The sequence below is a fragment of the Bacillus sp. 103mf genome (assembly GCF_900116295.1).
Lineage (GTDB): Bacteria > Bacillota > Bacilli > Bacillales > Bacillaceae_G > Bacillus_A > Bacillus_A bruguierae.
The window spans coordinates 1-23939 of record NZ_FPAF01000007.1; the positions used below are offsets into that span (position 1 = coordinate 1).

Genomic DNA, 23939 nt, shown 5'->3' on the forward strand with positions numbered 1-23939 from the left:
TGGCCCGTTGGTCAAGTGGTTAAGACACCGCCCTTTCACGGCGGTAACACGGGTTCGAATCCCGTACGGGTCATATTAAAGAGATAGCATAATCTGCTATCTCTTTTTGTGTATAATGAATAGTTACTTCTCTATTTTAGCTGGTTTTCCTTGATTTTTATCCCGCTATTCGTGGGCAGTAATACTCCCACCTCAAAATGGATCAAATAGAAGTATGAAATGATATACTGGATTTGTTTGTCCCATCTGCATCATGAATAATTGTTTGTAAAATAGATTCCCATATGTGGGGATCATCAGGTAAGAAATGTCCTGCATCTTTTATATAATGTGTTGTTACATGAGGAGTAGCTGAGGCTACTTTTTTTATTTCTTCTATTGAAGATAAAGTGTCGGCTGTACCATGCCAAATATGGATAGGAATAGAAATGTTTTGAAAATTAAATCCCCAGTGTTTTGCTAAGAGAGCAGGTTCTGTTACTGCTTCATCTACACTATTTCTTAACGCTTCTTTCATGTGGATCATAGTTAATTTAATATCTTCATCTGTTTGAATAAATTGTTGATCCCATTTGCATAAATGTCTATTTCCTTTTTTCATCCCTTGCATATATTTTTCAGGGTTCTTTTCCATTTGCTTTTTTTGAGCACGATATGCCCATTTTAATAGCAAAGGTAAGCGTTTGGAGATAAAGAAGGCAATTCGATTTTCACGGCACATACTGGCTGGCGGCTCTTCATTTTCAAACGGAGTTGCACTAGAAACCATTTGTACGGATTGTAAGCGCTCAGGGATTTTGTAAGCACAGGCCGCTGCATAAGCGCCTCCGCCTGAGACACCTATAATAGAAAAAGTTTGGAGTTTTAGTTGATCTGCTAATTCATTTACATCTTCTGCCCAATTCAGAACTGTTCGATTCTGTTTTGGATCAGAGAGCCCGTAGCCAGGTCTATCTATTGAAATAAGTCGTATGCCTAATCGTTTCGCTACCATATCATCTGCTAATGCCCAAATTCTTGAACCGGGTGTACCATGAAACAGCATGACTGGTAATCCATTTGTTTTACCATATTCAATATAGGCTAACTTGCGTCCGTCTTGTAAAGTTATGATGTGATCTTTCATATTATTCACTCCCATAATAAATTATAAACCGACTGTTCAGTCTAATCTTATAATGAGAGTAGTTTATTTGTAAATACTGGGATTTTTATTATATAATATAGTCTATTGGTAAAATGAAATACTGTATTATTTTTGTTCACAATCTAAAGAAAACGCTCCCATTAAAATTGATTCCATACTTAATATTATAACTTTCCCCTATATGTGATAAATTTCACAAATGGGTCATAAAATGTGAATACATTCACAAAAAAAACGTGCTACAATATGTGTGTAAGGAAGTTAAACAATATAAAAACAGTATTTTAATTATTTACTTAAATGACAATGCTAATGATGATATTGAAAAATAGAGAGGGGATTTTACCATGAAAAAAGGTATTAACCGCGTAGTATTAGTAGGAACAGGAGCTGTAGGTTGCAGCTATGCATATTCTATGATTAACCAAGGTGTAGCTGAAGAGTTTGTTCTTGTTGACGTAAACGAAGCAAAAGCAGAAGGCGAAGCAATGGATTTAAGCCATGCGGTTCCATTTGCTCCATCTCCAACAAAAGTTTGGAAAGGTAGCTATGCGGATTGTAAAGATGCAGATCTTGTTGTTATCACTGCTGGATTACCGCAAAAGCCAGGGGAAACTCGCTTAGATTTAGTTGAGAAGAATACAAAAATCTTTAAACAAATCGTTCGTGGTATTATGGATAGCGGATTTGATGGTATCTTCTTAATCGCAACTAACCCAGTGGACATTTTAACTTATGTAACTTGGAAAGAATCTGGATTACCAAAAGAGCGCGTACTCGGTTCTGGTACAACTTTAGACTCTGCTCGTTTCCGTTATATGCTAGGTGAGTACTTAGAGGTAGATCCACGTAACGTGCATGCGTATATCATTGGTGAACATGGTGACACAGAGCTTCCTGTATGGAGCCATACTACTATCGGTGTACAAAAGCTAGAAACAATCTTAGCAAACAATGAAAAGTACAATCAAAGCGAATTAGACGAAATCTTTGTAAATGTACGCGATGCTGCTTATCATATTATTCAACGTAAAGGTGCAACTTACTACGGTATCGGTATGTCACTATTACGTGTAACGAAAGCGATCTTAAACAACGAGAACAGCGTATTGACAGTATCTGCATATCTTGAAGGACAATACGGACAACAAGATGTTTACGTAGGTGTTCCAGCAGTTATCAACCGTCAAGGTATTCGAGAAATTGTAGAGCTTGAATTAAATGCAGAAGAAGAATTGAAATTTGATCATTCCATAAAAGTGCTAAAAGAGACTATGGCACCAGTACTATAATCCCAATTGTATAAATCCCTTTCCGGCCTCCCCTGTATATCCCTTTATTTCACCCCTTTGCCGGAAAGGGTTTTTTTATGTTTTACTTTAATGGAAAGCAATAACAGAATAGTGGTAAATTCCCCTTTTTTTCTACTAAAAAAATTATTTTAAAATAAAACGCTTTCAATAAATATTCGTCAAAATTCGATATTTTTTGGTTAAATTTCATAAAATTACCGCGAATTTCTATAAAAAAACGTATGTTTTTTTAGAAATTCGCAAGGATATTTCAATTTACCGAAGAATAGTAATAACATATTTAAAATTCTGTCATCTTGTGAGGTGAACATAGTGATTGAGACAAAGTGTAATGTGGAAGACATGTTATTGTTCCATGAAGAAAAGTTTTATGATAGCTATGAGATACTTGGTGCTCATTTGACGATGGAAAATGGAATGGAAGGCACACGTTTTTCCGTATGGGCACCTCATGCACAAGCTGTGAGTATTGTAGGAGATTTTAATGAGTGGAATAGCGAGATGCATGAAATGATACGAGTGACAGAGAAAGGGATTTGGTCTTTATTTATACCGCATGTTCCTCAGCAGGAATTATACAAGTATGCAATTCAAACACGAGAAGGGCATACTATTTTAAAAGCAGATCCGTATGCAATGTATGCTGAAGTTCGGCCAAGTACGGCATCCGTTGTTTATGATATAAAAGGATACAAGTGGAAAGATCAGAAATGGTTTCAAAAAAAGAAACGAAAGCTGATCTATAATGAACCGTTAGCCATTTATGAGCTTCACTTTGGCTCTTGGAAAAAGAAAGAAGATGGGTCTTTTTATTCTTATAAAGAAATGGCAGATGAACTTATTCCGTATGTAACAGAGCACCAATTTACTCATATTGAAATTATGCCGCTCATTGAACACCCATATGATCGTTCTTGGGGATATCAAGGAACGGGCTATTATACACCGACAAGTAGATACGGAACGCCACAAGATTTTATGTATTTTGTCGATGAATGTCATAAATATGGGATCGGTGTCATCTTAGATTGGGTGCCAGGACATTTTTGTAAAGATGCTCATGGACTTTATTTATTTGACGGGGAACCGGCATATGAATATAAAGATCTTGATGTGCAAGAAAACCGTGTATGGGGGACGGTGAATTTTGATTTAGGAAAACAAGAAGTGCGAAATTTCCTTATTTCAAATGCGCTGTTTTGGATGAAGTTTTATCATATTGACGGTTTTCGGGTAGATGCGGTTGCGAATATGTTGTATTGGGAGCGAAATGGAGGGCAGGAAAGCAATGAGCATGCAGTATCATTCCTGCAACAGTTGAATGAAGCTGTATTTGCAGAAGATCCTACTTTCTTAATGACTGCGGAAGATTCAACGGCGTGGCCACTCGTAACAGCACCGACTTATGAAGGTGGACTTGGCTTTAATTATAAGTGGAATATGGGCTGGATGAATGACATTTTAAAATATATGGAATGTGCGCCGGAGTATCGGAAATATATTCATGATAAAGTAACATTTTCGCTGCTGTACGCGTATTCTGAGAATTTTATTTTACCTTTATCACATGATGAGGTTGTACATGGGAAGAAGTCGCTGTTAAATAAAATGCCAGGTGACTATTGGGCCAAGTTTGCTCAGCTTCGTTTATTGTACGGCTATTTATTTGCACATCCAGGGAAGAAACTGCTCTTTATGGGTGGTGAGTTTGGACAATTTGATGAATGGAAAGACCTTGAAGACTTAGATTGGAGTTTACATGATTTTGAGATGCATAATTGTATGCATGATTATTTCAAGGAGCTCATAGCATTGTATAAGCGTTCTAAGCCGCTTTGGCAGCTTGACCATACACCGAAAGGCTTTCAGTGGATCGATGCGGATAACCGTGAACAAAGTGTTTTTTCGTTTATTCGCCAAGGAGAAAGAGAAGAGGATGTTCTCGTTATCGTTTGCAACTTTACAAGCACGGTGTATGAAAATTATAAAGTTGGTGTACCGGCATTTCGCTATTATAACGAAATTTTAAATAGCGATAGTTCTGCATATGGCGGTTCGGGACAAATTAATAAAAAGCGATTAAAGGTGATTATGGAACCTTATCATAATCAGCCTGCACATGTCGAAATGACAATACCACCATTTGGAATTTCAATTTTACGACCAGTGAAAACACGAAAGGGGAGTAGTAAACAAGATGGTTCAAAAACAGAAGTGCGTAGCAATGTTATTAGCAGGGGGAAAAGGTAGTCGTCTAAGTGCATTAACAAAAAATCTAGCTAAGCCAGCTGTTCCATTTGGGGGGAAATATCGCATTATTGATTTTGCATTAAGTAACTGTGCGAATTCTGGTATTGAAACAGCCGGGATTTTAACACAATACCAGCCGTTAGAGTTGCATAGTTATATCGGTATTGGAGATGCATGGGATTTAGACCGCGTAAATGGGGGGGTTACTGTACTTCCTCCTTATGCCGAGTCTTCAGGTGTGAAATGGTATACAGGAACGGCAAGTGCCATTTATCAAAATTTAAACTATTTAAAGCAGTATGATCCAGAACATGTTCTCATTTTATCTGGAGATCATATTTATAAGATGGATTATGCAAAAATGCTTGATTATCATATGGAACGAGAAGCGGATGTCTCTATTTCTGTTATTGAAGTACCTTGGGATGAAGCGAACCGCTTTGGCATTATGAATACAAATGAAGCGATGGAAATTGTTGAATTTGAAGAAAAGCCGCAATTTCCAAAGAGCAATCTAGCTTCAATGGGAATTTATATTTTTAACTGGGCTATTTTAAAAGAGTATTTAGAAATGGATGCAAGAAATCCAGGATCTAGTAATGACTTCGGGAAAGATGTGATCCCGCTTTTACTAGACGAAGGTAAAAAACTTGTTGCGTACCCATTTAGTGGGTATTGGAAAGATGTTGGAACAGTGAAGAGCTTATGGGAGGCAAATATGGATCTACTTCAGGAAGATTCATCGCTTAATTTATATGACTTTGATTGGAGAATTTGTTCTGTAAATCCGAATCAGCCGCCTCAATATATTGCACCATCAGCAGAAGTGGAAGAATCGTTAATTAATGAAGGCTGTGTTGTTGAAGGGAATGTGCAGCATTCTGTATTGTTTCAAGGGGTAATTGTAGAGGAAGGAAGCAGAATTGTCGATTCAGTTATTATGCCAGATGCTAAGGTTGGAAAGAATGCTGTGATTGAGCGTGCTATTGTTGCGCCAGGAATGGTTATTGAAGATGGAACAATTATTCGTCCAGAAAAAAATATAGAAGACGTTTTGTTAATTGCAGAGGAAATGTAAAGTGTGATGAATGATTTGTAAGGGAAGGTATATGTATTGAAAAAAACGAAATGAAAATCCCCTTTCTTTTTAAGGGGGACGAGAGCCTCTGGCCATGTGTAGAAGCGGTCAGTTCCTTATCCTGCCACATGCAATGATTTCAAACAAAGGGAGAAAGCGAGAGCAAGTCTTTTTTTGTTCTGCATAGCCGCGATTTATATGTTGAAAAGTCAAAATGAATTTATATGTATAGAAGTTAAAAAACATCATAATTCTCCTTTCTTTCTTAAGGGGGACGAGAGCCTCTGGTCATGCGTAGAAGCGGTCAGTTCCTTATCCCTGCCACATGCAATGGTTTAAAACAAAGGGAGAAAGCGAGAGAAGAATCTTTTTTTCTGCATAGCAGCAATCTTTATGTCGAAAGATCAAAATGAATTTCTATAAGTGGTTTTTATGAATGACTATTTTACTTTCTGTTAGAGCGTGACGAAAAGGGGATGAGATGAGTGAGAGAATCAATGTTAGGAATTATTAATGCGACAGAGAATTTTCCATCATTGCAGCAAGTAACAAATCATCGATCATTGGCGGTATTGCCGTTTGGCGGACGTTACCGTTTAATAGATTTTATGCTTTCCAATATGGTAAATTCTCATATTCATAGTGTAGCTATTTTCACAAGTCATAAAAATCGTTCTCTCATGGATCACCTCGGTTCTGGGAAACAGTGGGATTTAGATCGAAAACGCGACGGCTTATTTTTATTTCCTCCAAATTGCCAATGTACGCAAGATGAGTTTGGATCGTTTGCTCATTTTAGTAGACATATTGACTACTTTTTACGTAGTAAGCAAGAATATGTTGTGATTACAAATAGTCATGTTGTAACAGCGCTTGATTTCCAAGCTGTATTAGAGCGTCATTTATATACAAACGCACATATTACGGAAGTATGTCATCGTGGTAAGTCGCTTCAGACGTATGTACTAAAGAAGGAGTTATTATTACATTTGTTTGAGATGTATCAAGATATGGGCTACTATAGCTTACTTGATGTTGTCAAAGAAAAACGAAATGCTTCGCTGCGTATGGAAAGATATGAGCATACTGGTTATGTGGCAGTCATAGATTCAATTGAAAGTTACTATAAACATAGTTTAGAGATACTGCAGCCGTGCATTTGGAAGCAACTCTTTAAAAAAGAGGCGCCAATTTTTACGAAAGTAAAGGATGAACCACCAACAAGATACGGAAAAGAGGCAAGTGTACATAATGCAATGATTGCTAACGGCAGCATTATTGAAGGGGAAGTAGAAAATAGCGTTGTCTTTCGTTCTGTAAAGATTGGAAAAGGCTCTATCGTTCGTAATAGCATTATTATGCAAAAGAGCCAAATTGGAGAGAATTGTATACTAGATGGTGTAATCCTTGATAAAGATGTAAAGATTGAAGATGGAACAATATTAACAGGTTCAAGTTATCCATTTGTTGTAGAGAAAGGAAAGATTCAAAGTAGTGATGTAACAATTCATTAAGATAAGAATTGAGAGGAGGAATCTGCATGTGCGGCATAGGTAAATGTAGTTTACCTATGCTTGACTATTGCGGAGAGACGACTACAGTGAATATTTTATTTGCAGTATCAGAGTGCGTACCATTTATTAAATCGGGTGGATTAGCAGATGTGGCCGGAGCACTTCCGAAGGCGTTGCAAAAGCTTGGGATGAACGTGCGCGTTATGCTTCCATATTATAGTTTAATTCCGGAGCATATAAGAAAAAAATGTGTGCTTCATAAAGTACTTACGGTTCAGCTTGGCTGGCGTAAGCAATATTGCGGTATTTTGAAAATGGAACATAAAGAAATTACGTATTACTTTATCGACAATGAGTATTATTTTAAACGTGATTCACTATATGGTCATTATGATGATGGCGAACGTTTTTCATTTTTCTCAAAGGCAGTATTAGAGTGCATTCCATATTTAGATTTTGAAGTGGATGTTCTGCATTGCCACGATTGGCATACAGCGATGGCAAATTTTTTATTGCGAGAAAAATATCGTGAGCAGCCATTATATGAAAAGATAAAGACGGTTTTTACGATTCATAATTTACAGTTTCAAGGGGTGTTCCCGCGCATTGTTATGAATGACTTATTAGAGCTTGGTGATGAGTATTTTCATAGTGAACAACTTGAATTTTATGGAAACATTAACTTTATGAAAGGCGGAATTATTGCCTCTGATATCATTACAGCGGTAAGTCCGACATATAAAGAAGAAATTCAATATTCGTTTTTTGGAGAGAAGTTAGATGGTTTACTGCGTAAATATAACGATAAACTTGTTGGGATTGTAAATGGAATTGATGATGTGTTGTACAACCCAAAGAATGATAAAACGATAGCGACAATGTATGATGCAAATTCACTCTATAAAAAAAGAGAGAATAAACGTGCTCTGCAGCGTTATTTTGGATTACCAGAAAAAGAAGATGCACCAATTATTGCAATGGTTACTCGTTTAACGAAGCAAAAAGGATTAGATTTAGTGCGTCATGTTTTTCATGAAATCATGCAAGAAGATGTGCAATTTATTGTACTTGGGTCGGGCGATAAAGAATATGAACAGTTTTTTGAACACATGGCATATGAATACTCAGATAAAGTGAAAGTATATATTGGATTTCATGAAGAACTGGCACATCAAGTATATGCCGGGGCCGATTTATTTTTAATGCCATCTTTATTTGAACCATGTGGTCTTGGGCAGCTCATTGCTCTTATGTACGGAGCGATTCCAATTGTACGGGAAACAGGCGGTTTAAATGATACTGTTCAATCGTATAATGAAGCTACAAATGAAGGAAATGGCTTTAGTTTTACGAACTTTAATGCGCACGATATGCTGCATACAGTGCAGCGTGCTCTGCATTATTATCACGACAAAAAGGTATGGCAGTCTCTTATGAAACGTGCGATGACAGAGGATTATAGCTGGAAGCAGTCTGCACAGCAATATAAGGAGCTATATGAAAGATTGTCCGGCTCACATCAAGAATCGCAGTCTAATAAGGAAGAAAAGAAGAGTAATTATAAGCAACCGATTTTTTCTGTTAACAAGTAGTAGGATAGAGCGAACCAGCAGTGGGAAAACCATTGCTGGAAGTTTCACTTTGAAAGAGGTGAGAAGATTGTTCTCAAATACAGAGAATTTTAAAGCTGCTTTTTTAGAAAAGCTCGAAACAATGTATGGGAAAAGTTTTAAAGATTCGACTGTGCAAGATCAATATAATACGCTTGGTCATATGGTACGTGAATATATTAGTCAGCGCTGGATTGGGACGAATGAACGGTACCGGACAGATAATCAGAAGCAAATGTATTATTTATCTATTGAGTTTTTATTAGGACGTTTGTTAGGAAGTAATATATTAAATTTAGGAATACGCGATGTATGTGAACGAGGATTAGAAGAGCTTGGGATTTATTTGCAAGATCTTGAGGAAATTGAAGCGGATGCTGGCCTTGGAAATGGCGGTCTCGGTCGTTTAGCTGCCTGTTTTCTTGATTCGCTTGCTTCGTTAAATTTACCAGGACACGGGTGTGGGATTCGCTATAAGCACGGTTTGTTTGATCAAAAAATTGTGGATGGTTATCAAATTGAACTGCCAGAGCAATGGCTGCGGCACGGAAATGTTTGGGAGGTACGAAGACATGACCAAGCGGTGGAAGTTAGTTTTTGGGGACAAGTTGATACATTTCAGTCTGGTGGGCGTTTAGAGTTTCGGCACATTAATGCGGAAACGATTATGGCTGTACCGTATGATGTACCTGTTGTTGGGTATGAGACAAGTACTGTCAATACACTGTGCCTTTGGAGTGCAGAGCCGGTTCCATTTCCGCCGAACTGCAAGGACGTATTAAAATATAAGCGAGAAACAGAAGCGGTCTCGGAGTTCTTATATCCAGATGATACGCATGATGAAGGGAAAATACTTCGTTTGAAACAGCAATATTTTCTTGTGTCGGCCAGCTTACAAAAAATTGTGCGGTTGCACCGGGAACGAAATGGTACGCTTCGTAATTTGCATGAGAAAATTGCCATTCATATTAATGATACACATCCGGTTTTAGCAATTCCAGAATTAATGCGCATTTTGCTTGATGAGGAAAAGATGAGTTGGGAAGATGCGTGGTACGTTACAACACATACGATTTCTTATACAAATCACACAACCTTATCGGAAGCGTTAGAAAAATGGCCGATTCATATTTTCGAACCGCTATTACCACGCATTTATATGATTGTACAAGAAATTAATGAGCGTTTTTGTCATGAATTATGGGACCGCTATTCGTATGATTGGAATCGTATCGAAAACATGGCAATTATCGCTCATGGGCTTGTGAAGATGGCGCATTTGGCAATTGTGGGGAGTCATAGTGTAAACGGCGTTGCGAAAATTCATACGGAAATATTAAAACAGCGAGAAATGCGGTTGTTTTATGAGTTTTATCCAGAGAAGTTTAATAATAAGACAAATGGAATTACGCACCGGCGCTGGTTATTAAAAGCAAATCCACAGCTATCGAAATTAATTTGTGACACAATTGGAACAGATTGGATGAAAGAACCGGATCAGCTGCAAGCTTTAGAAAATTATAAATACGATGCAGCGTTTCAGGATTTGCTTCATAATGTAAAACAAGTGCGAAAAGAATTGCTAATGAAACGGATTGAAAAACAAACTGGTATTGTTGTGGATCCGTATTCTATTTTTGATGTACAAGTAAAACGTCTGCATGCTTATAAGCGGCAATTGTTAAATGTACTGCATATTTTATATTTGTACAATCGTTTAAAAGAAGATTCTAGTTTTTCCTTTTATCCGCGTACATTTATTTTTGGTGCAAAGGCATCGCCTGGTTATTATTATGCAAAAAAGATTATTAAACTCATAAATGAATTGGCGCGAAAAGTAAATGATGATCCGTATGTCAATCAATATATGAAAGTTATTTTTCTAGAAAACTATCGCGTTTCACTTGCTGAAGATATTTTTCCAGCAGCAGATGTGAGTGAACAAATTTCAACTGCAAGTAAAGAAGCATCGGGAACCGGAAATATGAAATTTATGATGAACGGTGCGATAACGCTAGGTACGCTAGATGGTGCGAATGTTGAAATTAAAGAAGCTGTTGGGAATGATGTTATTTTTATTTTTGGTTTAACGGCTGAAGAAGTGCTGCATTATTATCAAAATGGCGGATACCGTGCAAGCGATTATTATCATCATGATACACGCATTCAAAAAGTTGTTAATCAGTTGACAAATGGTTTTTTTGAAGATGCGGGTGATGAGTTTGAAGCCATTTTTGATTCTCTCCTTATTCAAAATGATGAATATTTTGTTCTTCGGGATTTCGCACCATATGCAGATATGCAAGAAAAAGTTGGAGAAACATACAAAAATCGAAAAAAATGGTTAGAAATGAGTACGATGAATATTGCGAAATCTGGTCATTTTGCAAGTGATCGAACAATTTTGCAGTACAGTCATGATATTTGGAGAATCACAGAAGGTATGTGGGTGAGATAAAGTGGGGGGCTTACTGCCTATCAATATATCGGCGGAATCAGAGCATTTATCGGCGATTCGACACAAGTTAAAGACCCTTCGACGTTGTTCGACATGAAAAACGACTTGGAAAATTCCAAGTCGTTTTACTTTACCACAGAAATAGAATAGAACGTTGTATATAATCTATAGATTCACTTTGATTTTCCAACATATAAACCGCTGCTATGCAAAATACAACATGCCCGCTACTGGCCTGCTCTTTTTGTTTTAAACATCGCACGTAGCAGAAAAAGGCCCTGACCGCTTCTATACATGGCCAGTTGCTCTCGCCCACCTAAAAAAAGAGGGTTTATGTCGTTTTTTCAATTTGTATTTATATATACCGTGTCCATCGTAAATAAGGATAAAAGATTACTACAATTCTTCAAATGTATCCCTTTGAAAATGAGTAGAAATTGCCATTTTATATGTTGTAATGTGATGGTTTTTTATAAAGGAATGCATATTTTTTGTAAATGTCATACTACGATGGGTATGGGAATATTCCCATTCATTTTCTTCAAATTGTACTTTACGTGGAGGAAGAAGCGGAACAACATCAAATAGATTTACGAAACGAAAGCTATTGGCAACTTGTATTTTATAATAATTTCGAAAGGCGATATCACCGACTTTTGGAGAGCCGAAACTGTAGAGTGCGTAATGAGAGAATGAAGTGTTTACACGAGCATCTAGTATGTGCAAAGTAGCAAGGGCTCCTCCTAAACTATGTCCAGTAACGAAAAGAGCTTTAGAGGAAGACAAGGAAACGAGGGTATCCATAATTGTATCTCGGCATGATTCATAAATAGAAAGAAAACCGCTATGAACATGCCCACTGTTTGCAGTAAATGGGTACGGTTTTTGTTGGACGATAGAATCAGCAATCCAATCACGGTCTGATTGTGTCCCGCGAAAGGCTACAATAATTTGATCGTCCGACTCTAAAATGAATCCAAACCATTCCGTTTCTTGAATAGCTGTTGCTTGAAAGCCTTGTACATACCGGAAACCTTTCGGAATAGTAAAAATGCCATTTTGGTTATATTGCTCATATGTTAGTTCGCAGCATGTAGCTAACAATATAGCGGTATCCTTATGAAAGGATACAGAAGTTGGCATAGAAAAATCCTCCTCATGATGAAGTATAATTCAATATATGAGGAGGATATATGTTTCATTCTTTTATAAGATTATTCGCTTCCATCAAGAATGCGGCCGATCCCGCCAAGAATACTACCTTCTCCAGAGTTTTTTGCCCCTGGTCCTATGATGCGCTCCGCTAAGCGGCTTAATGTTAAGGATTGAACCCAAACTGTTCCAGGTCCTTGTAATGTTGCGAAGAATAGGCCTTCGCCGCCGAAGATTGCGCTTTTTACATTGCCAACAAATTGAATATCATAGTCAACATCTTTTGTCATAGCAACAAGGCAGCCAGTATCAATTTTGAGTTTTTCTCCTGGCTTTAAATCACGCTGATAAACTGTTCCACCAGCATGCATGAACGCAAGGCCGTCACCTTCAAGCTTTTGCATAATAAATCCTTCGCCGCCGAAGAAACCACTGCCTATTTTTTTCGTAAATTCAATACCGACAGAAACACCTTTTGCAGCACATAGGAAAGAATCTTTTTGGCAGATTACCTTTCCTTGATATTTCGTTAAATCAACAGGAATAATTTTTCCAGGGTACGGAGCTGCAAATGAGACGTGACGTTTTTCATACCCTGTATTTGTAAATACAGTCATAAACATGCTCTCACCTGTCACAAGGCGTTTTCCGGCACCAACAAGTTTGCCGAAAAATCCACCTGTTTGGGCGGAACCGTCACCAAATACTGTTTCCATTTCAATATTGTCTTCCATCATCATCATAGCACCAGCTTCAGCAACTACGCTCTCCTCTGGATCTAATTCAATTTCAACAAATTGCATGTCATCGCCATATAATTTGTATTCGATTTCATGTGCTTTCATCGTTTCACCTCAAGTAATAAATATGTATGAATACATTTATATTGTACCGGAATATCTTCAAATAGAAAATACAAGTTTTGTAAATTTTCAAACAAGATATTTCTGTTTTGTTTGACGTTTTATTTCGGGCATGATATAGTAAAAGAACTATTGAGCTGCATAACGTGGTACGGAAATAAAGCGTGTTCGTTTCAAAGCATTAGCTTGTGAGAAAATCATGATGTTTATCTCTACCTTTGTATGTAGTTTCCAATAGATAGATTTCTTTTTTATTTTAGGAGGTACATGCAATGCAAACAGGAAAAGTAAAATGGTTTAACGGCGAAAAAGGTTTCGGTTTCATCGAAGTTGAAGGTGGCGAAGATGTATTCGTACATTTCTCTGCAATTCAAGGCGAAGGCTTCAAAACTTTAGAAGAAGGTCAAGAAGTTTCTTTCGAAATCGTTGAAGGTAACCGTGGACCTCAAGCTGCTAACGTTACTAAAAAGTAATGATGGCAAAAAGAAACATTCCTTATTCAGGAATGTTTCTTTTTTTATCCCGCTCTAACGGGCAGTACAAGGTTGGAAAGAAGCGGGAAGGGAAAACTGCCCGTTAGAGCCCGATTGGGCGGGCTAACCATCGGGGAAAGTGCACTCCGATGCAAGTTTCACTTTATGGCCTTGAACTGGACTCGTCTGAGGAAAGTTCGCCTTTAAATGTTCTTGCTTCGTAGTCATCTAGCATTTGTTCATATTCTTCGTGTTCTTCTGTAGCGTATACTTGCACGTTTTTTCCGTACATATCTGTTCCAATAAAGTTTTCAAAATCCTCAACATATCCGCGAGGTTCCTCGGCATCTACATACATCTCATCAAAATTTTTAGAGTCGCGGCGCTCTAAATCAGAAGGTGTTTCGGATGTTCCATATAAAGCAACGTCTTGCCAAGCATCTTCAGCGTCATATCCAATGGCACTATCCATATCATATTTACCAAAAGGCGGCTCGATAAGTTCTTCCTCAATCGGACGTGCGCCAAGGATTAGCTTATTATGTGTGTGTTCGATACAAGTGGTGGCAGTTGGCATGGCTTCTAAACGTTCAAGCGGAATCGGTTCACCTGATACTTCACAAATTCCATACGTTCCAGCTTCTATTTTTTCTAGGGCATGTTTTACATCTGTAAGTTGTTTATGCCAAAATTCTACTAATCCTAAGTCTTTCTCGCGTTCATACAATTCTGTTCCCATATCCCCTGGATGATTATCATATGCAGAGAGTTCGCCAACTGCATCGCGTTCAGAAGCTTGCCCTGAATGCTCATGATTTTGCAGCGTCTGTTCCAGCTCTTGTTTTTGCTTTTGTAGTACAGATTGAAAATGATCCATTTGTTGTGGAGTTAGCATAAAATCCACCTTCCTACAATTCGGTTTCTTTAAGTAGTATGAGCTCAATTGCAGGAATTATTACGTGAATATAACGGCGCTTTTGCACAATATAAAGACCTTTCGACGCAATATGACATGAATCCGCAATAAAAAAACGCAAGTGCTTCCACACTTGCGCTTTTCTTATAGGAAATATCCAAGTAATAACCCAATTCCCATTAAAAATCCAAAAATTGTATTTGTTTTTGCTGTGGCAATCATCGCAGGTGCCATTTCCATTGGAATGCTCTTTCCGATAAAACCTTTCGTTGCTTTAAATGCCTTTGGAACACTTAAAAAGACTACAAGCATCCATGGCGAGGCAATACCGACAAGAATAAGGGCAATCGTCCATATATAAGAAATGATAAACATAGATGCCAATATGCTAATTGCATTGTTTCTTCCAACCAAAATAGCTAATGTTCTTCTGCCGTTTTCTTTGTCGCCATCTAAATCGCGAATATTATTCGCAAGTAGAATGGCTCCGATTAAAATTGCATTTGGAATGGAGAGTAATACAACTTCTGATGTTACCATTCCGGTTTGAATAAAGAATGAAATTCCAATAATAATAACACCCATAAATAGCCCCGCTGTTAATTCACCAAAAGGTGTATAAGCAATTGGAATTGGACCGCCTGTATATAAATAGGCAACAGCCATACATACAAGACCAAGTGCTGCGAGCCACCAACTGGAGTTCATACAAATGTAAACTCCTAATAAAATTGCAATGCCAAAGAATCCGAACGCTAAGTTCAATACTGTTTTTGGCTGAATCCCATCGCGAACGATAGCCCCGCCAATTCCAACAGATCCTTCATGATCGAGCCCCCTTTTGTAATCAAAGTATTCATTAAACATGTTTGTTGCTGCTTGTATGAGAAGGCAAGCAAGAAGCATGATAAGGAAAAGAGGCACATTTATTTTGTTAATACCTTCAACTTCCATCGCATAAGCTGTTCCAATAAAAACAGGCACAAAGGCTGCAGTTAATGTATGAGGACGTAATAAGCTCCACCAAATACGCCAGCCTGTTTGTTTACTTGGCTTTGGCTGCATGGAAGAGGGATTTATTTCAACTTTTGCATCCATATGAAATCCTCCTATCTGTCTATCGTATAAAATAAAATGAGTCCTAACACGGGGCAAAGCCCACAATTAAGTGTAGGAAAAGCGTCATATAGTGTCAACGTTTATTTTCTAGGAATGTACTCGGATTTTCTCAGAAATGCTAAACATTGACACACCTTTCATTTGAGGTGTATCTTAAAATCAAGCGTATTTATGACTATTTTTCGCCCATAGGGGGGAGATTCTGTGATTCAAACGAAACAACATGATGTAAAAGATGTGATTCTGACTGCAATTCAGCGCGCAGCTGAGAGACAAGTACTCGTTAGTTTTGTAAAGCAAGTGGAATGGGTCGATCCACTCCTTTTTTATGCAGCAGGAACACAACTTGGATATAGAGATAGATGTTACTTTGCAGACCCAGCACAGCACGTTATTTTCGCTGGAATAGGTTCTGCTTTTACTATAGCAAATTCTTCTAAAAAGCGCTTTCAAAATGCTCGCAGGGAGTGGGCAAAGGTGAGAGAAGAAGCGGTAATTCACCGCGGTGCTTATGAATTTGGGACAGGACCGCTTTTGTTTGGTGGTTTTTCCTTCGATCCGCGAAAAGAAAGAACAGACTTGTGGGAGACATTTGACGATACGACGTTGCAATTACCAGCCTTTTTGTTAACGGTAAAAAATGAAAAAGCTTGGTTAACAGTAAACCGTTTCGTATCTGGAAATGATTGTGCGGAAAAGATTTACGAGGAATTGCAAAGTGCTGAGAAGCAATTGTTGCAGCAAAGTAAGCATCCCTTTGCAGAAGAACATGTAACCATTCTTTCAAAAGTAGAGGTAGAACCGGAGAAATGGTTGCAAGCAATTAAACAAGTGCAGGAAGAAATGAAGCGAGGCGCTGTTCAAAAAGTTGTGTTAGCTCGTGAAATGCAACTTGTTATGGATAAAGATGTGGATTCGACTTCTGTTTTGGCAGCACTTCGTATTGGACAACCGGATTGTTACGTATTTGCGTTTGATTATAAAGGAACATGTTTCTTAGGAGCGACGCCAGAGAGGCTTCTTCGCAAAGAGGGAGAAACATATACATCTATGTGTCTTGCCGGTTCGATTGGACGAGGTGCTTCAGAAGAGGAAACGAAAGAGAATGGATACGAGCTTTTGCATGATAAGAAAAATTTAGCAGAGCATGCTTATGTTGTAAACATGATTCGCAGTGTGTTAACAAAGCATTGTGAAACAGTTGATATTCCATATGAACCGAGTGTATTGAAGACGAAAAATTTACTTCATTTATATACATCAGTAGAGGCAAACGGAAATGGTGATTTGTTAACGATTATTGAAGAGCTTCACCCAACACCAGCTCTTGGCGGGACGCCGCGAGAAGAAGCACTAAAACTCATTCGTGAAGTAGAACTATTAGACCGTGGTTTATACGGAGCGCCAATTGGCTGGCTGGATGAGCAGGGAAACGGTGAGTTTGCGGTGGCGCTTCGCTGCGGGTTATTGTCTGGCAAACATGCTTCATTATTTTCCGGTTGCGGTATTGTCATAGATTCGAAGCCGCATTTGGAGTATGAAGAAACAAGATTGAAATTTAAGCCGATGCTTTCTGCTTTGGAGGGACTATCTAGATGAGCGATCATATAGAAGCACTATCATATTACTTAGGCGCGTTTGTTGATGAATTGGCGCGCCTAAGTGTAGAGGATGTTGTCATTAGCCCGGGGTCGCGGTCAACACCGCTTGCCTTATTAATGGCGCAGCATGAACAAATTCGCACATATTTACACGTAGATGAAAGATCAGCGGCCTTTTTTGCGCTTGGCATTGCGAAGGCAAAAAAACGCCCTGTCGCCTTGTTATGTACGTCAGGAACAGCAGCAGCAAACTATTATCCGGCTGTATGCGAAGCATTTCATTCGCGCGTCCCACTTCTCGTGTTGACAGCGGATCGTCCGCATGAATTACGAGATATTGGTGCACCGCAAGCGATGAATCAATTTCATTTGTTCGGTTCGTTTGTGAAACAATTTATAGAAATGGCACTTCCAGAAGCAGCAGAGCCAATGTATCGGTATGCACGGATGACAGCTGGGCGAGCAGTAGCAGGGGCGTTACAAACGCCAAAAGGACCTGTTCATCTAAACTTTCCGCTTCGTGAACCGTTAATTCCGGACTTTTCTTTAGAAGAATTATGGGAAAAAGGCCGCGGAGAATACGGAGCAGCTGTTCATCAAGGGGAAATAGCGGTGACGGATGAATATGCAGCATCTTTACGAGAGCGCCTTTCGCATATGGCAAAGGGGCTTATTGTATGTGGAGATGATAGTCATCCGAATATTGCAGAAGCTGTCGTGGCTTTTTCTAAAGCATACGGTTATCCGATTGTTGCAGATCCGCTTTCTGGGCTGCGCAGCGGTCTTCACGATAAAGAGACAATTATCGATTGCTATGACACTTTTTTACGTAACGAACAACTTCGTGATAACTGGAAACCAGATGTGATTATTCGCTTCGGTGGTATGCCGGTTTCTAAAGCACTTACGCAATATTTAAAAAAGCAAACGGAAGCATTGCATATTGTCGTTGATGAATCTGGAAATTGGCGAGATCCGGTGCTTATGTCCACAGAAGTTGTGTATGCAAATGACGCTACATTTTGTGAGCAGCTTGCAAATGATGCGAAGCAGCGAAGCGAACGAGAGTGGCTTCATATGTGGCAACATATGAATGCCGCAGTAAAAGAGAAGCTTACAGAAATGGAATCGTATGAGCACGCATTTGAAGGAAAGGTAATTACAGAACTTGTAGATGTTTTGCCGGAAGATGCAACTTTATTTGTAAGTAATAGTATGCCGATTCGCGACACAGATACGTTTTTCTTCACAAATGAGAAGAACATTGAAGTAGTAGCCAATCGCGGTGTAAACGGTATTGATGGCATTATTTCGACGGCGCTTGGAGTAAGTGTAGCTCGCAAGCCACTCGTATTAGTCGTGGGAGATTTAGCGTTTTACCATGATTTAAACGGATTATTAGCGGCAAAACTACATGATTTACATGCGACGATTGTTGTTGTAAACAATGATGGTGGCGGTATTTTCTCATTTTTACCACAGTATGGACAAAAAGAACATTTTGAAGCGCTATTTGGCACGCCGCTCGGACTTGATTATGAACATGTCGTGAAGATGTATAACGGTTCATTCCAGCGCGTACATACGTGGGAAGCGTTTCGTCATGAAGTAGAGCAAGGAACGAGAGAAGATGGACTGCATGTTATTGAAATAAAAACAGATCGCGAAGAAAACTTGCAGCTTCACCGCGACATTATGAAAAGGGCAGCAGCAACTGTTTCACGAGCATTGCAAGGTGAAGAGAAATGAAAGTAAACGTACATGGTATTTCGTACGAATATGAAGTGATTGGAAGCGGTGAGCCGCTTCTTGTCTTTCATGGTTTCACCGGAAGTATGGAAACGTGGCGTTCGTTTGTTCCGGCGTGGAGCGAGCAGTTTCAAGTTATTTTAGTTGATCTGATCGGACATGGTAATACAGAAAGTCCAGAAGAAATCCAGCACTATCACATAGAAACGGTAGCTGCGCACCTCATTGCTGTGCTTGATCATTTGCAAATTGAGAAAGCGCATCTATTAGGATATTCTATGGGAGGACGCCTTGCTCTTACGCTTGCTTGTTTATATCCAAAGCGTGTCTCGTCTCTTTTATTAGAAAACTGTACAGCAGGACTCACAGCGGAAGAAGAACGTAAAGAGCGCAGACAGAAGGATGAACAGCTTGCTGACAAGATTGAACGAGAAGGCGTTGCTGCTTTTGTTGAAAAGTGGGAAAACATTCCGCTTTTTGCTACGCAAAAAAAGCTGCCTCTCCATGTACAAGCTCGTGTACGTGAAGAAAGATTAGCGAATCATCCCAGGGGCCTTGCGAATAGCTTACGGGGCATGGGAACAGGAGCGCAGCCATCTTGGTGGAATGAACTAAAACACTTGCAAATGCCTGTCTTACTTATGAGCGGAGAATATGATGAAAAGTTCTTTCACATCTTAACAAAGATGAAAAAACAGATCCCTCATGCTGAATTTGTACAAATTATTGGATCGGGTCATGCAATTCATGTGGAACAACCGCAAAAGTTTGATACAATAGTAAGGGGCTTTTTACAAAACATAAAAGGAGGTAGAAATAAATGACGATTGAATGGGTAAAAGAAGGAAATTATGAAGATATTATTTATTCCACATACAATGGAATCGCAAAGATTTCGATTAACCGTCCTGAAGTACATAATGCATTCCGTCCAAAAACGGTAATGGAGTTAATCGATGCGTTTGCACATGCACGCGATGATCAAAATGTTGGTGTTATCATTTTAACAGGTGAAGGTGGCCGTGCATTCTGTTCTGGCGGTGACCAAAAAGTTCGCGGTCATGGCGGATACGTTGGCGACGATCAAATTCCACGTCTAAACGTATTAGATTTACAACGCTTAATTCGCGCAATTCCAAAACCAGTTATCGCAATGGTAGCAGGTTATGCAATCGGCGGCGGACATGTACTTCACATCGTATGTGATTTAACAATCGCAGCAGAGAATGCAGTATTTGGCCAAACAGGTCCAAAAGTAGGAAGTTTTGACGGTGGATACGGCGCTGGTTATTTAGCTCGTATGGTTGGTCATAAGAAAGCGCGCGAAATTTGGTACCTATGCCGTCAATACAACGCACAAGAAGCGCTTGATATGGGCTTAATTAACACAGTTGTACCATTAGAACAACTAGAAGAAGAAACTGTGAAATGGGCAGAAGAAATTTTAGCAAACAGCCCAATGGCACTTCGCTTCTTAAAAGCTGCATTTAATGCAGACACAGACGGCCTTGCAGGTATTCAGCAACTAGCTGGCGATGCAACGCTACTATATTACACAACAGACGAAGCGAAAGAAGGCCGCGATGCGTTTAAAGAAAAACGCCGTCCGGACTTTGGACAGTTCCCTCGTTTTCCTTGATAAAAGCGGAAGCGGCTCGTTTAGAATGAGAGGGGGATGGAGCTCCTGACGCAGAGGTGTACTTTACCTCGCAGGAAGGCGCGAAGCCACCGAACATTCTAGCCGCTGTAGCTGGATAGGTCGAAAGCGGAGCCGACTGTTGCTTAAGCTGAATAGTAAGGAAAATAAAAAGAGACTTAATGAGAATTCATTAAGTCTCTTTTTTGCATAGTAGCTACAGTTCTCAAAAATGTTTATTTTATCCCTCTATTCGTGGGCGGTAAACTTTACATTTCAAGCGCTCAAATTAGAAGTTTTTCCATATTCCTTTATTTGTATGTTGAAATGGTAAAAACCAATAATATATGATGAAAATATATAAAAAGTAAATATCTCTTCTCAAGATTTTATGATTATTATTATAATATAATCAATGAATTTTGAGGAATTGTAACTACTCAGCCCGTATTAAAAAACGCAAGACAAATAGGGATAATTGCTACGAGGCGCTACTTCTAACCTTTGGTTGGAGAAAGGTCTAATTCTCCCGTTTCAATCCATTCTTTAGTACATTGAAAAATAGATTTTCCTTGTTTTTTTAGCGTGCTCACATAACTTCTAATTGGGGTACAGCTGAGATATACACGTATCTCGGCTTGTACCCCTTCTTTGTTTGAAATATGATAACCCAAAAATAACTATTTGTTGAAAAAATCATAAACTCCAAAAACAGAGAAATCTCCTGCTCAATCAGGAGATTTACTGTCTTTCTTCTTTATAAAATACACTATTTGTAATTTAAAATCTCTTCTTCGTTGTTTACATTTATAATATATGCACCTTTATTAATTGTCTTCGTTAGTCTCCACATATCGTACTCCTGTACTACTACATTGAGCAACTACGGTTACAATTTGATTGTACGTTTAGCTGTATTTGATGAGCCTACAAGTTGAGTAAATCCGTTTTAGTTCACTTTACCCTCACTCACCACATCACTATCTATCCAAAATACACCGCCATGACCGTTATCAAAAGCAAACCAAGTTGTATAGCGTAATCTGAGAGACATTTTTAACTCTAGGTTTTTATTCTTGTACTCTACTGCTGAACCAATCCAAGAAGCGTTTTTCATACCGTATGGCCTAGACCATACACCATGACTCGTATCGTTCGTACTTACATGATATACCCCGCTTCTTTGAAGTATATAAAAAGCTCCAGAGATTGCCTTTGAATCTAACCAACCAATATCACGACCATCTACGCTTACGTGATACCATCTAGTATTGTCGACGTACGTATACTTGTCGACATGCATGATACTGTTCGCATAATCACTAACATTACCTACGTTTTTAGCACCTTCTAACCCGTAAGGAATCGACCAAATTGCATGATCGTTTACATTTTCGGCCATAACAGTCTTGTCTTCTTCAAAGATAGACCGATCCACTAGTGTTTGAGCGTCTACCCAACCAAGTACGCGGTCTCCAACTTGGATTTTACACCAACCAACATTGCCTGTTGACACTTTTTGAACTATTTTTACAGGTTGAAAGCTATAATCACTTACAGAACCAACCCACTTTGCATTCTTGTCCCCGTAAGGTAGAGTCCATATTCCGTGACTTGATGGTAAGTTTCCTCTCACTGACCCTACGCCACTACCGATACCACAGGGAACTACACTCGCCGTTGCTTTTGTAAGGTCAATCCATCCAATAATACCTTTTTCGTTCTTAATTTGACCCCACTGTGTACCTTTATATGCTACAGTTTTAACTAATTTCACCATTTCATATGCATATTGGCTAGTTGGAGCTACATATTTGCTGCAAGCAAGTCCATAAGGCTTTGTCCAAATCCCATGACTATTTGAGCTTCCTATTATTATGTAATAGTGATCATTCCCTATATTTTTATTACTTAATGCTTTATCGTGAATCCAACCAATATGTTTTCCATCTACACTAAATGCATACCACATTTGACCATTCATCTTTGCTTGTGCTGTTATTCTAATCGTATCAAAAGAGTATACATTTGAACTTGCAATATATTTTGCACCGCTTACACCATAAGGTAAAGACCATACCCCATCGTTTGTATCTTGACCGACAATTGCGTCATTAATTGCGTCATTCGGAAAACGCCGAGATTGAACTTCTGTTAGACCATTATCAAACAATTTACTTTCTACCCAACCAATTTCTTTTCCACCTACACAAAACTGATACCATGTAGTATTCTCTACAACCATCTTTTGAGACAAATGCACGACCATACCTGCATATTCGTTTGCAGGGCCTACATAGTGAGAACCCTCTAAATCTTTTGGATTCGTCCAAATACCGTTCTCACCATCCGTGTTTATAAGAATATTATCTTTATTCATGGGAGTAGCTTCTGTCTTTTGTGAAGATAACGTTTTTTCATTTGTTACATCTTGTTTCGCTTTTTCTTCCTCGACTACTTTTAAGTTGTCAGCTTTCGTTTTACTTTCTTTTTGAACACCTTGTTTTTCTTTTTCCTCTTGTTTAATTTGGTTACTCTCTTTACTGTTAGCTGTCTCTACTTGATCTTTTTGACCTTCTTGCTTTTGAATGTCAGTTTTAGGAGGGTTTTCCTTTGATTCTGTCCCTTTTACCTCTACATTTGCTTGTAGGTTCCCTTCGTTTTGGTTATATGTTTCCGCACTTAATAATGATGGAGTCGATAACAGAACACCTACCCCTAATGCACCTGCAATGACTGTTTTACTTGATTTTGTGAACTTGTTTTCTTTACCCATTTGTCTCTCTCCTACTCCGTTTATTAGTTTGTATCCTTTGTATTGGAAATCTTTAATATTAATATAGAATCATTATAATGTATTCAAAAATTAAGATTCAATAAATTTGTAGAAATAAATGGAAAAAACCTTTCTGCACAAAGAAAGGTTTTTTCTTGATCCCATATAATAAAGTTAGAAATCATGCGGTACTTCCGTATTTTTGCGGTGAACCTCATTTTTGTCAAACATGTAGAAACCCTTACTAGGACAAGGTGGAGATAAATTGCCGTTATATCCGTAAA

General features: G+C 38.6%; 17 protein-coding genes and 1 tRNA gene. 12 read left to right on the top strand and 6 right to left on the bottom strand.

Annotated features, from left to right (window positions below; translation table 11 throughout):
* Position 1: 1 nt before the first annotated feature.
* A tRNA-Glu gene (locus BM350_RS16410) sits at positions 2-73 on the top strand.
* A gap of 129 nt (positions 74-202) precedes the next feature.
* Here BM350_RS16410 and BM350_RS16415 read toward each other — a convergent pair.
* A complete protein-coding gene (locus BM350_RS16415) occupies positions 203-1126 on the bottom strand; it encodes an alpha/beta fold hydrolase (RefSeq protein WP_090919231.1) in 924 nt (307 codons plus the stop codon).
* 368 nt (positions 1127-1494) lie between these two features.
* Here BM350_RS16415 and BM350_RS16420 point away from each other — a divergent pair, with 368 nt between their 5' ends.
* From BM350_RS16420 to BM350_RS16445, 6 genes are all read left to right on the top strand, one after another.
* Entirely contained in the window at positions 1495-2439 is a 945-nt protein-coding gene (locus tag BM350_RS16420; protein ID WP_090919234.1) for an L-lactate dehydrogenase, read from the top strand.
* Positions 2440-2802: 363 nt separating this feature from the next.
* On the top strand, positions 2803-4710 hold the full coding sequence (glgB, locus tag BM350_RS16425) for a 1,4-alpha-glucan branching protein GlgB (protein ID WP_090919290.1): 1908 nt from the start codon (positions 2803-2805) through the stop codon (positions 4708-4710).
* Positions 4658-5788: a glucose-1-phosphate adenylyltransferase gene (locus tag BM350_RS16430; RefSeq protein WP_090919236.1), complete on the top strand. Its 1131-nt coding sequence runs from the start codon at positions 4658-4660 to the stop codon at positions 5786-5788. The genes glgB and BM350_RS16430 overlap by 53 nt, the downstream gene beginning before the upstream one ends.
* 485 nt (positions 5789-6273) lie before the next feature.
* On the top strand, positions 6274-7302 hold the full coding sequence (locus BM350_RS16435; protein WP_090919239.1) for a GlgC family sugar phosphate nucleotidyltransferase: 1029 nt from the start codon (positions 6274-6276) through the stop codon (positions 7300-7302).
* Between the two features lie 86 nt (positions 7303-7388).
* Positions 7389-8894, top strand: coding sequence for a glycogen synthase GlgA (gene glgA, locus BM350_RS16440; RefSeq protein WP_090919293.1), 1506 nt, complete (start codon positions 7389-7391; stop codon positions 8892-8894).
* Between the two features lie 67 nt (positions 8895-8961).
* Positions 8962-11370: a glycogen/starch/alpha-glucan phosphorylase gene (locus BM350_RS16445; protein ID WP_090919242.1), complete on the top strand. Its 2409-nt coding sequence runs from the start codon at positions 8962-8964 to the stop codon at positions 11368-11370.
* A gap of 396 nt (positions 11371-11766) precedes the next feature.
* Here the strand turns inward: BM350_RS16445 and BM350_RS16450 are convergent, their stop codons facing one another.
* Positions 11767-12513 (bottom strand): lipase family protein, encoded by a 747-nt coding sequence (locus BM350_RS16450; RefSeq protein WP_090919246.1) that lies wholly within the window; start codon positions 12511-12513, stop codon positions 11767-11769.
* A gap of 71 nt (positions 12514-12584) precedes the next feature.
* Positions 12585-13367, bottom strand: coding sequence for a TIGR00266 family protein (locus tag BM350_RS16455; RefSeq protein WP_090919249.1), 783 nt, complete (start codon positions 13365-13367; stop codon positions 12585-12587).
* 290 nt (positions 13368-13657) lie between these two features.
* On the opposite strand from BM350_RS16455, the gene cspD reads away from it, so the two are divergent.
* On the top strand, positions 13658-13858 hold the full coding sequence (gene cspD / locus BM350_RS16460; protein WP_035432508.1) for a cold-shock protein CspD: 201 nt from the start codon (positions 13658-13660) through the stop codon (positions 13856-13858).
* Positions 13859-14021: 163 nt separating this feature from the next.
* Here cspD and BM350_RS16465 read toward each other — a convergent pair whose 3' ends face one another.
* Entirely contained in the window at positions 14022-14753 is a 732-nt protein-coding gene (locus tag BM350_RS16465) for a yteA family sporulation protein (protein WP_090919251.1), read from the bottom strand.
* Between the two features lie 165 nt (positions 14754-14918).
* Positions 14919-15872 (bottom strand): 1,4-dihydroxy-2-naphthoate polyprenyltransferase, encoded by a 954-nt coding sequence (locus BM350_RS16470; RefSeq protein ID WP_090919254.1) that lies wholly within the window; start codon positions 15870-15872, stop codon positions 14919-14921.
* 225 nt (positions 15873-16097) lie between these two features.
* Between BM350_RS16470 and BM350_RS16475 the strand changes: the two genes are divergently transcribed.
* The 4 genes from BM350_RS16475 to menB are packed head-to-tail and all read left to right on the top strand — an operon-like array spanning position 16098 to position 20882.
* Complete coding sequence (locus BM350_RS16475) at positions 16098-17492, top strand: isochorismate synthase (RefSeq protein ID WP_090919257.1); 1395 nt, start codon at positions 16098-16100, stop codon at positions 17490-17492.
* Positions 17489-19243, top strand: coding sequence for a 2-succinyl-5-enolpyruvyl-6-hydroxy-3-cyclohexene-1-carboxylic-acid synthase (menD, locus tag BM350_RS16480; protein ID WP_090919260.1), 1755 nt, complete (start codon positions 17489-17491; stop codon positions 19241-19243). The genes BM350_RS16475 and menD overlap by 4 nt, the downstream gene beginning before the upstream one ends.
* A complete protein-coding gene (gene menH, locus BM350_RS16485; protein ID WP_090919263.1) occupies positions 19240-20067 on the top strand; it encodes a 2-succinyl-6-hydroxy-2,4-cyclohexadiene-1-carboxylate synthase in 828 nt (275 codons plus the stop codon). The genes menD and menH overlap by 4 nt, the downstream gene beginning before the upstream one ends.
* Positions 20064-20882: a 1,4-dihydroxy-2-naphthoyl-CoA synthase gene (menB, locus tag BM350_RS16490; RefSeq protein ID WP_090919266.1), complete on the top strand. Its 819-nt coding sequence runs from the start codon at positions 20064-20066 to the stop codon at positions 20880-20882. Before menH ends, menB begins: the two co-directional genes overlap by 4 nt.
* Before the next feature lie 946 nt (positions 20883-21828).
* Here menB and BM350_RS16500 read toward each other — a convergent pair.
* On the bottom strand, positions 21829-23655 hold the full coding sequence (locus BM350_RS16500; RefSeq protein WP_090919270.1) for a GW domain-containing glycosaminoglycan-binding protein: 1827 nt from the start codon (positions 23653-23655) through the stop codon (positions 21829-21831).
* Positions 23656-23939: the final 284 nt, after the last annotated feature.

Coding starts and splice junctions, on each gene's coding strand:
- BM350_RS16415 (WP_090919231.1), bottom strand. CDS start 1,126: ATGAAAGATCACATCATAACTTTACAAGACGGACGCAAGTTAGCCTAT.
- BM350_RS16420 (WP_090919234.1), top strand. CDS start 1,495: ATGAAAAAAGGTATTAACCGCGTAGTATTAGTAGGAACAGGAGCTGTA.
- glgB (WP_090919290.1), top strand. CDS start 2,803: ATGTTATTGTTCCATGAAGAAAAGTTTTATGATAGCTATGAGATACTT.
- BM350_RS16430 (WP_090919236.1), top strand. CDS start 4,658: ATGGTTCAAAAACAGAAGTGCGTAGCAATGTTATTAGCAGGGGGAAAA.
- BM350_RS16450 (WP_090919246.1), bottom strand. CDS start 12,513: ATGCCAACTTCTGTATCCTTTCATAAGGATACCGCTATATTGTTAGCT.
- BM350_RS16455 (WP_090919249.1), bottom strand. CDS start 13,367: ATGAAAGCACATGAAATCGAATACAAATTATATGGCGATGACATGCAA.
- cspD (WP_035432508.1), top strand. CDS start 13,658: ATGCAAACAGGAAAAGTAAAATGGTTTAACGGCGAAAAAGGTTTCGGT.
- BM350_RS16465 (WP_090919251.1), bottom strand. CDS start 14,753: ATGCTAACTCCACAACAAATGGATCATTTTCAATCTGTACTACAAAAG.
- BM350_RS16470 (WP_090919254.1), bottom strand. CDS start 15,872: ATGGATGCAAAAGTTGAAATAAATCCCTCTTCCATGCAGCCAAAGCCA.
- menD (WP_090919260.1), top strand. CDS start 17,489: ATGAGCGATCATATAGAAGCACTATCATATTACTTAGGCGCGTTTGTT.
- menH (WP_090919263.1), top strand. CDS start 19,240: ATGAAAGTAAACGTACATGGTATTTCGTACGAATATGAAGTGATTGGA.
- menB (WP_090919266.1), top strand. CDS start 20,064: ATGACGATTGAATGGGTAAAAGAAGGAAATTATGAAGATATTATTTAT.
- BM350_RS16500 (WP_090919270.1), bottom strand. CDS start 23,655: ATGGGTAAAGAAAACAAGTTCACAAAATCAAGTAAAACAGTCATTGCA.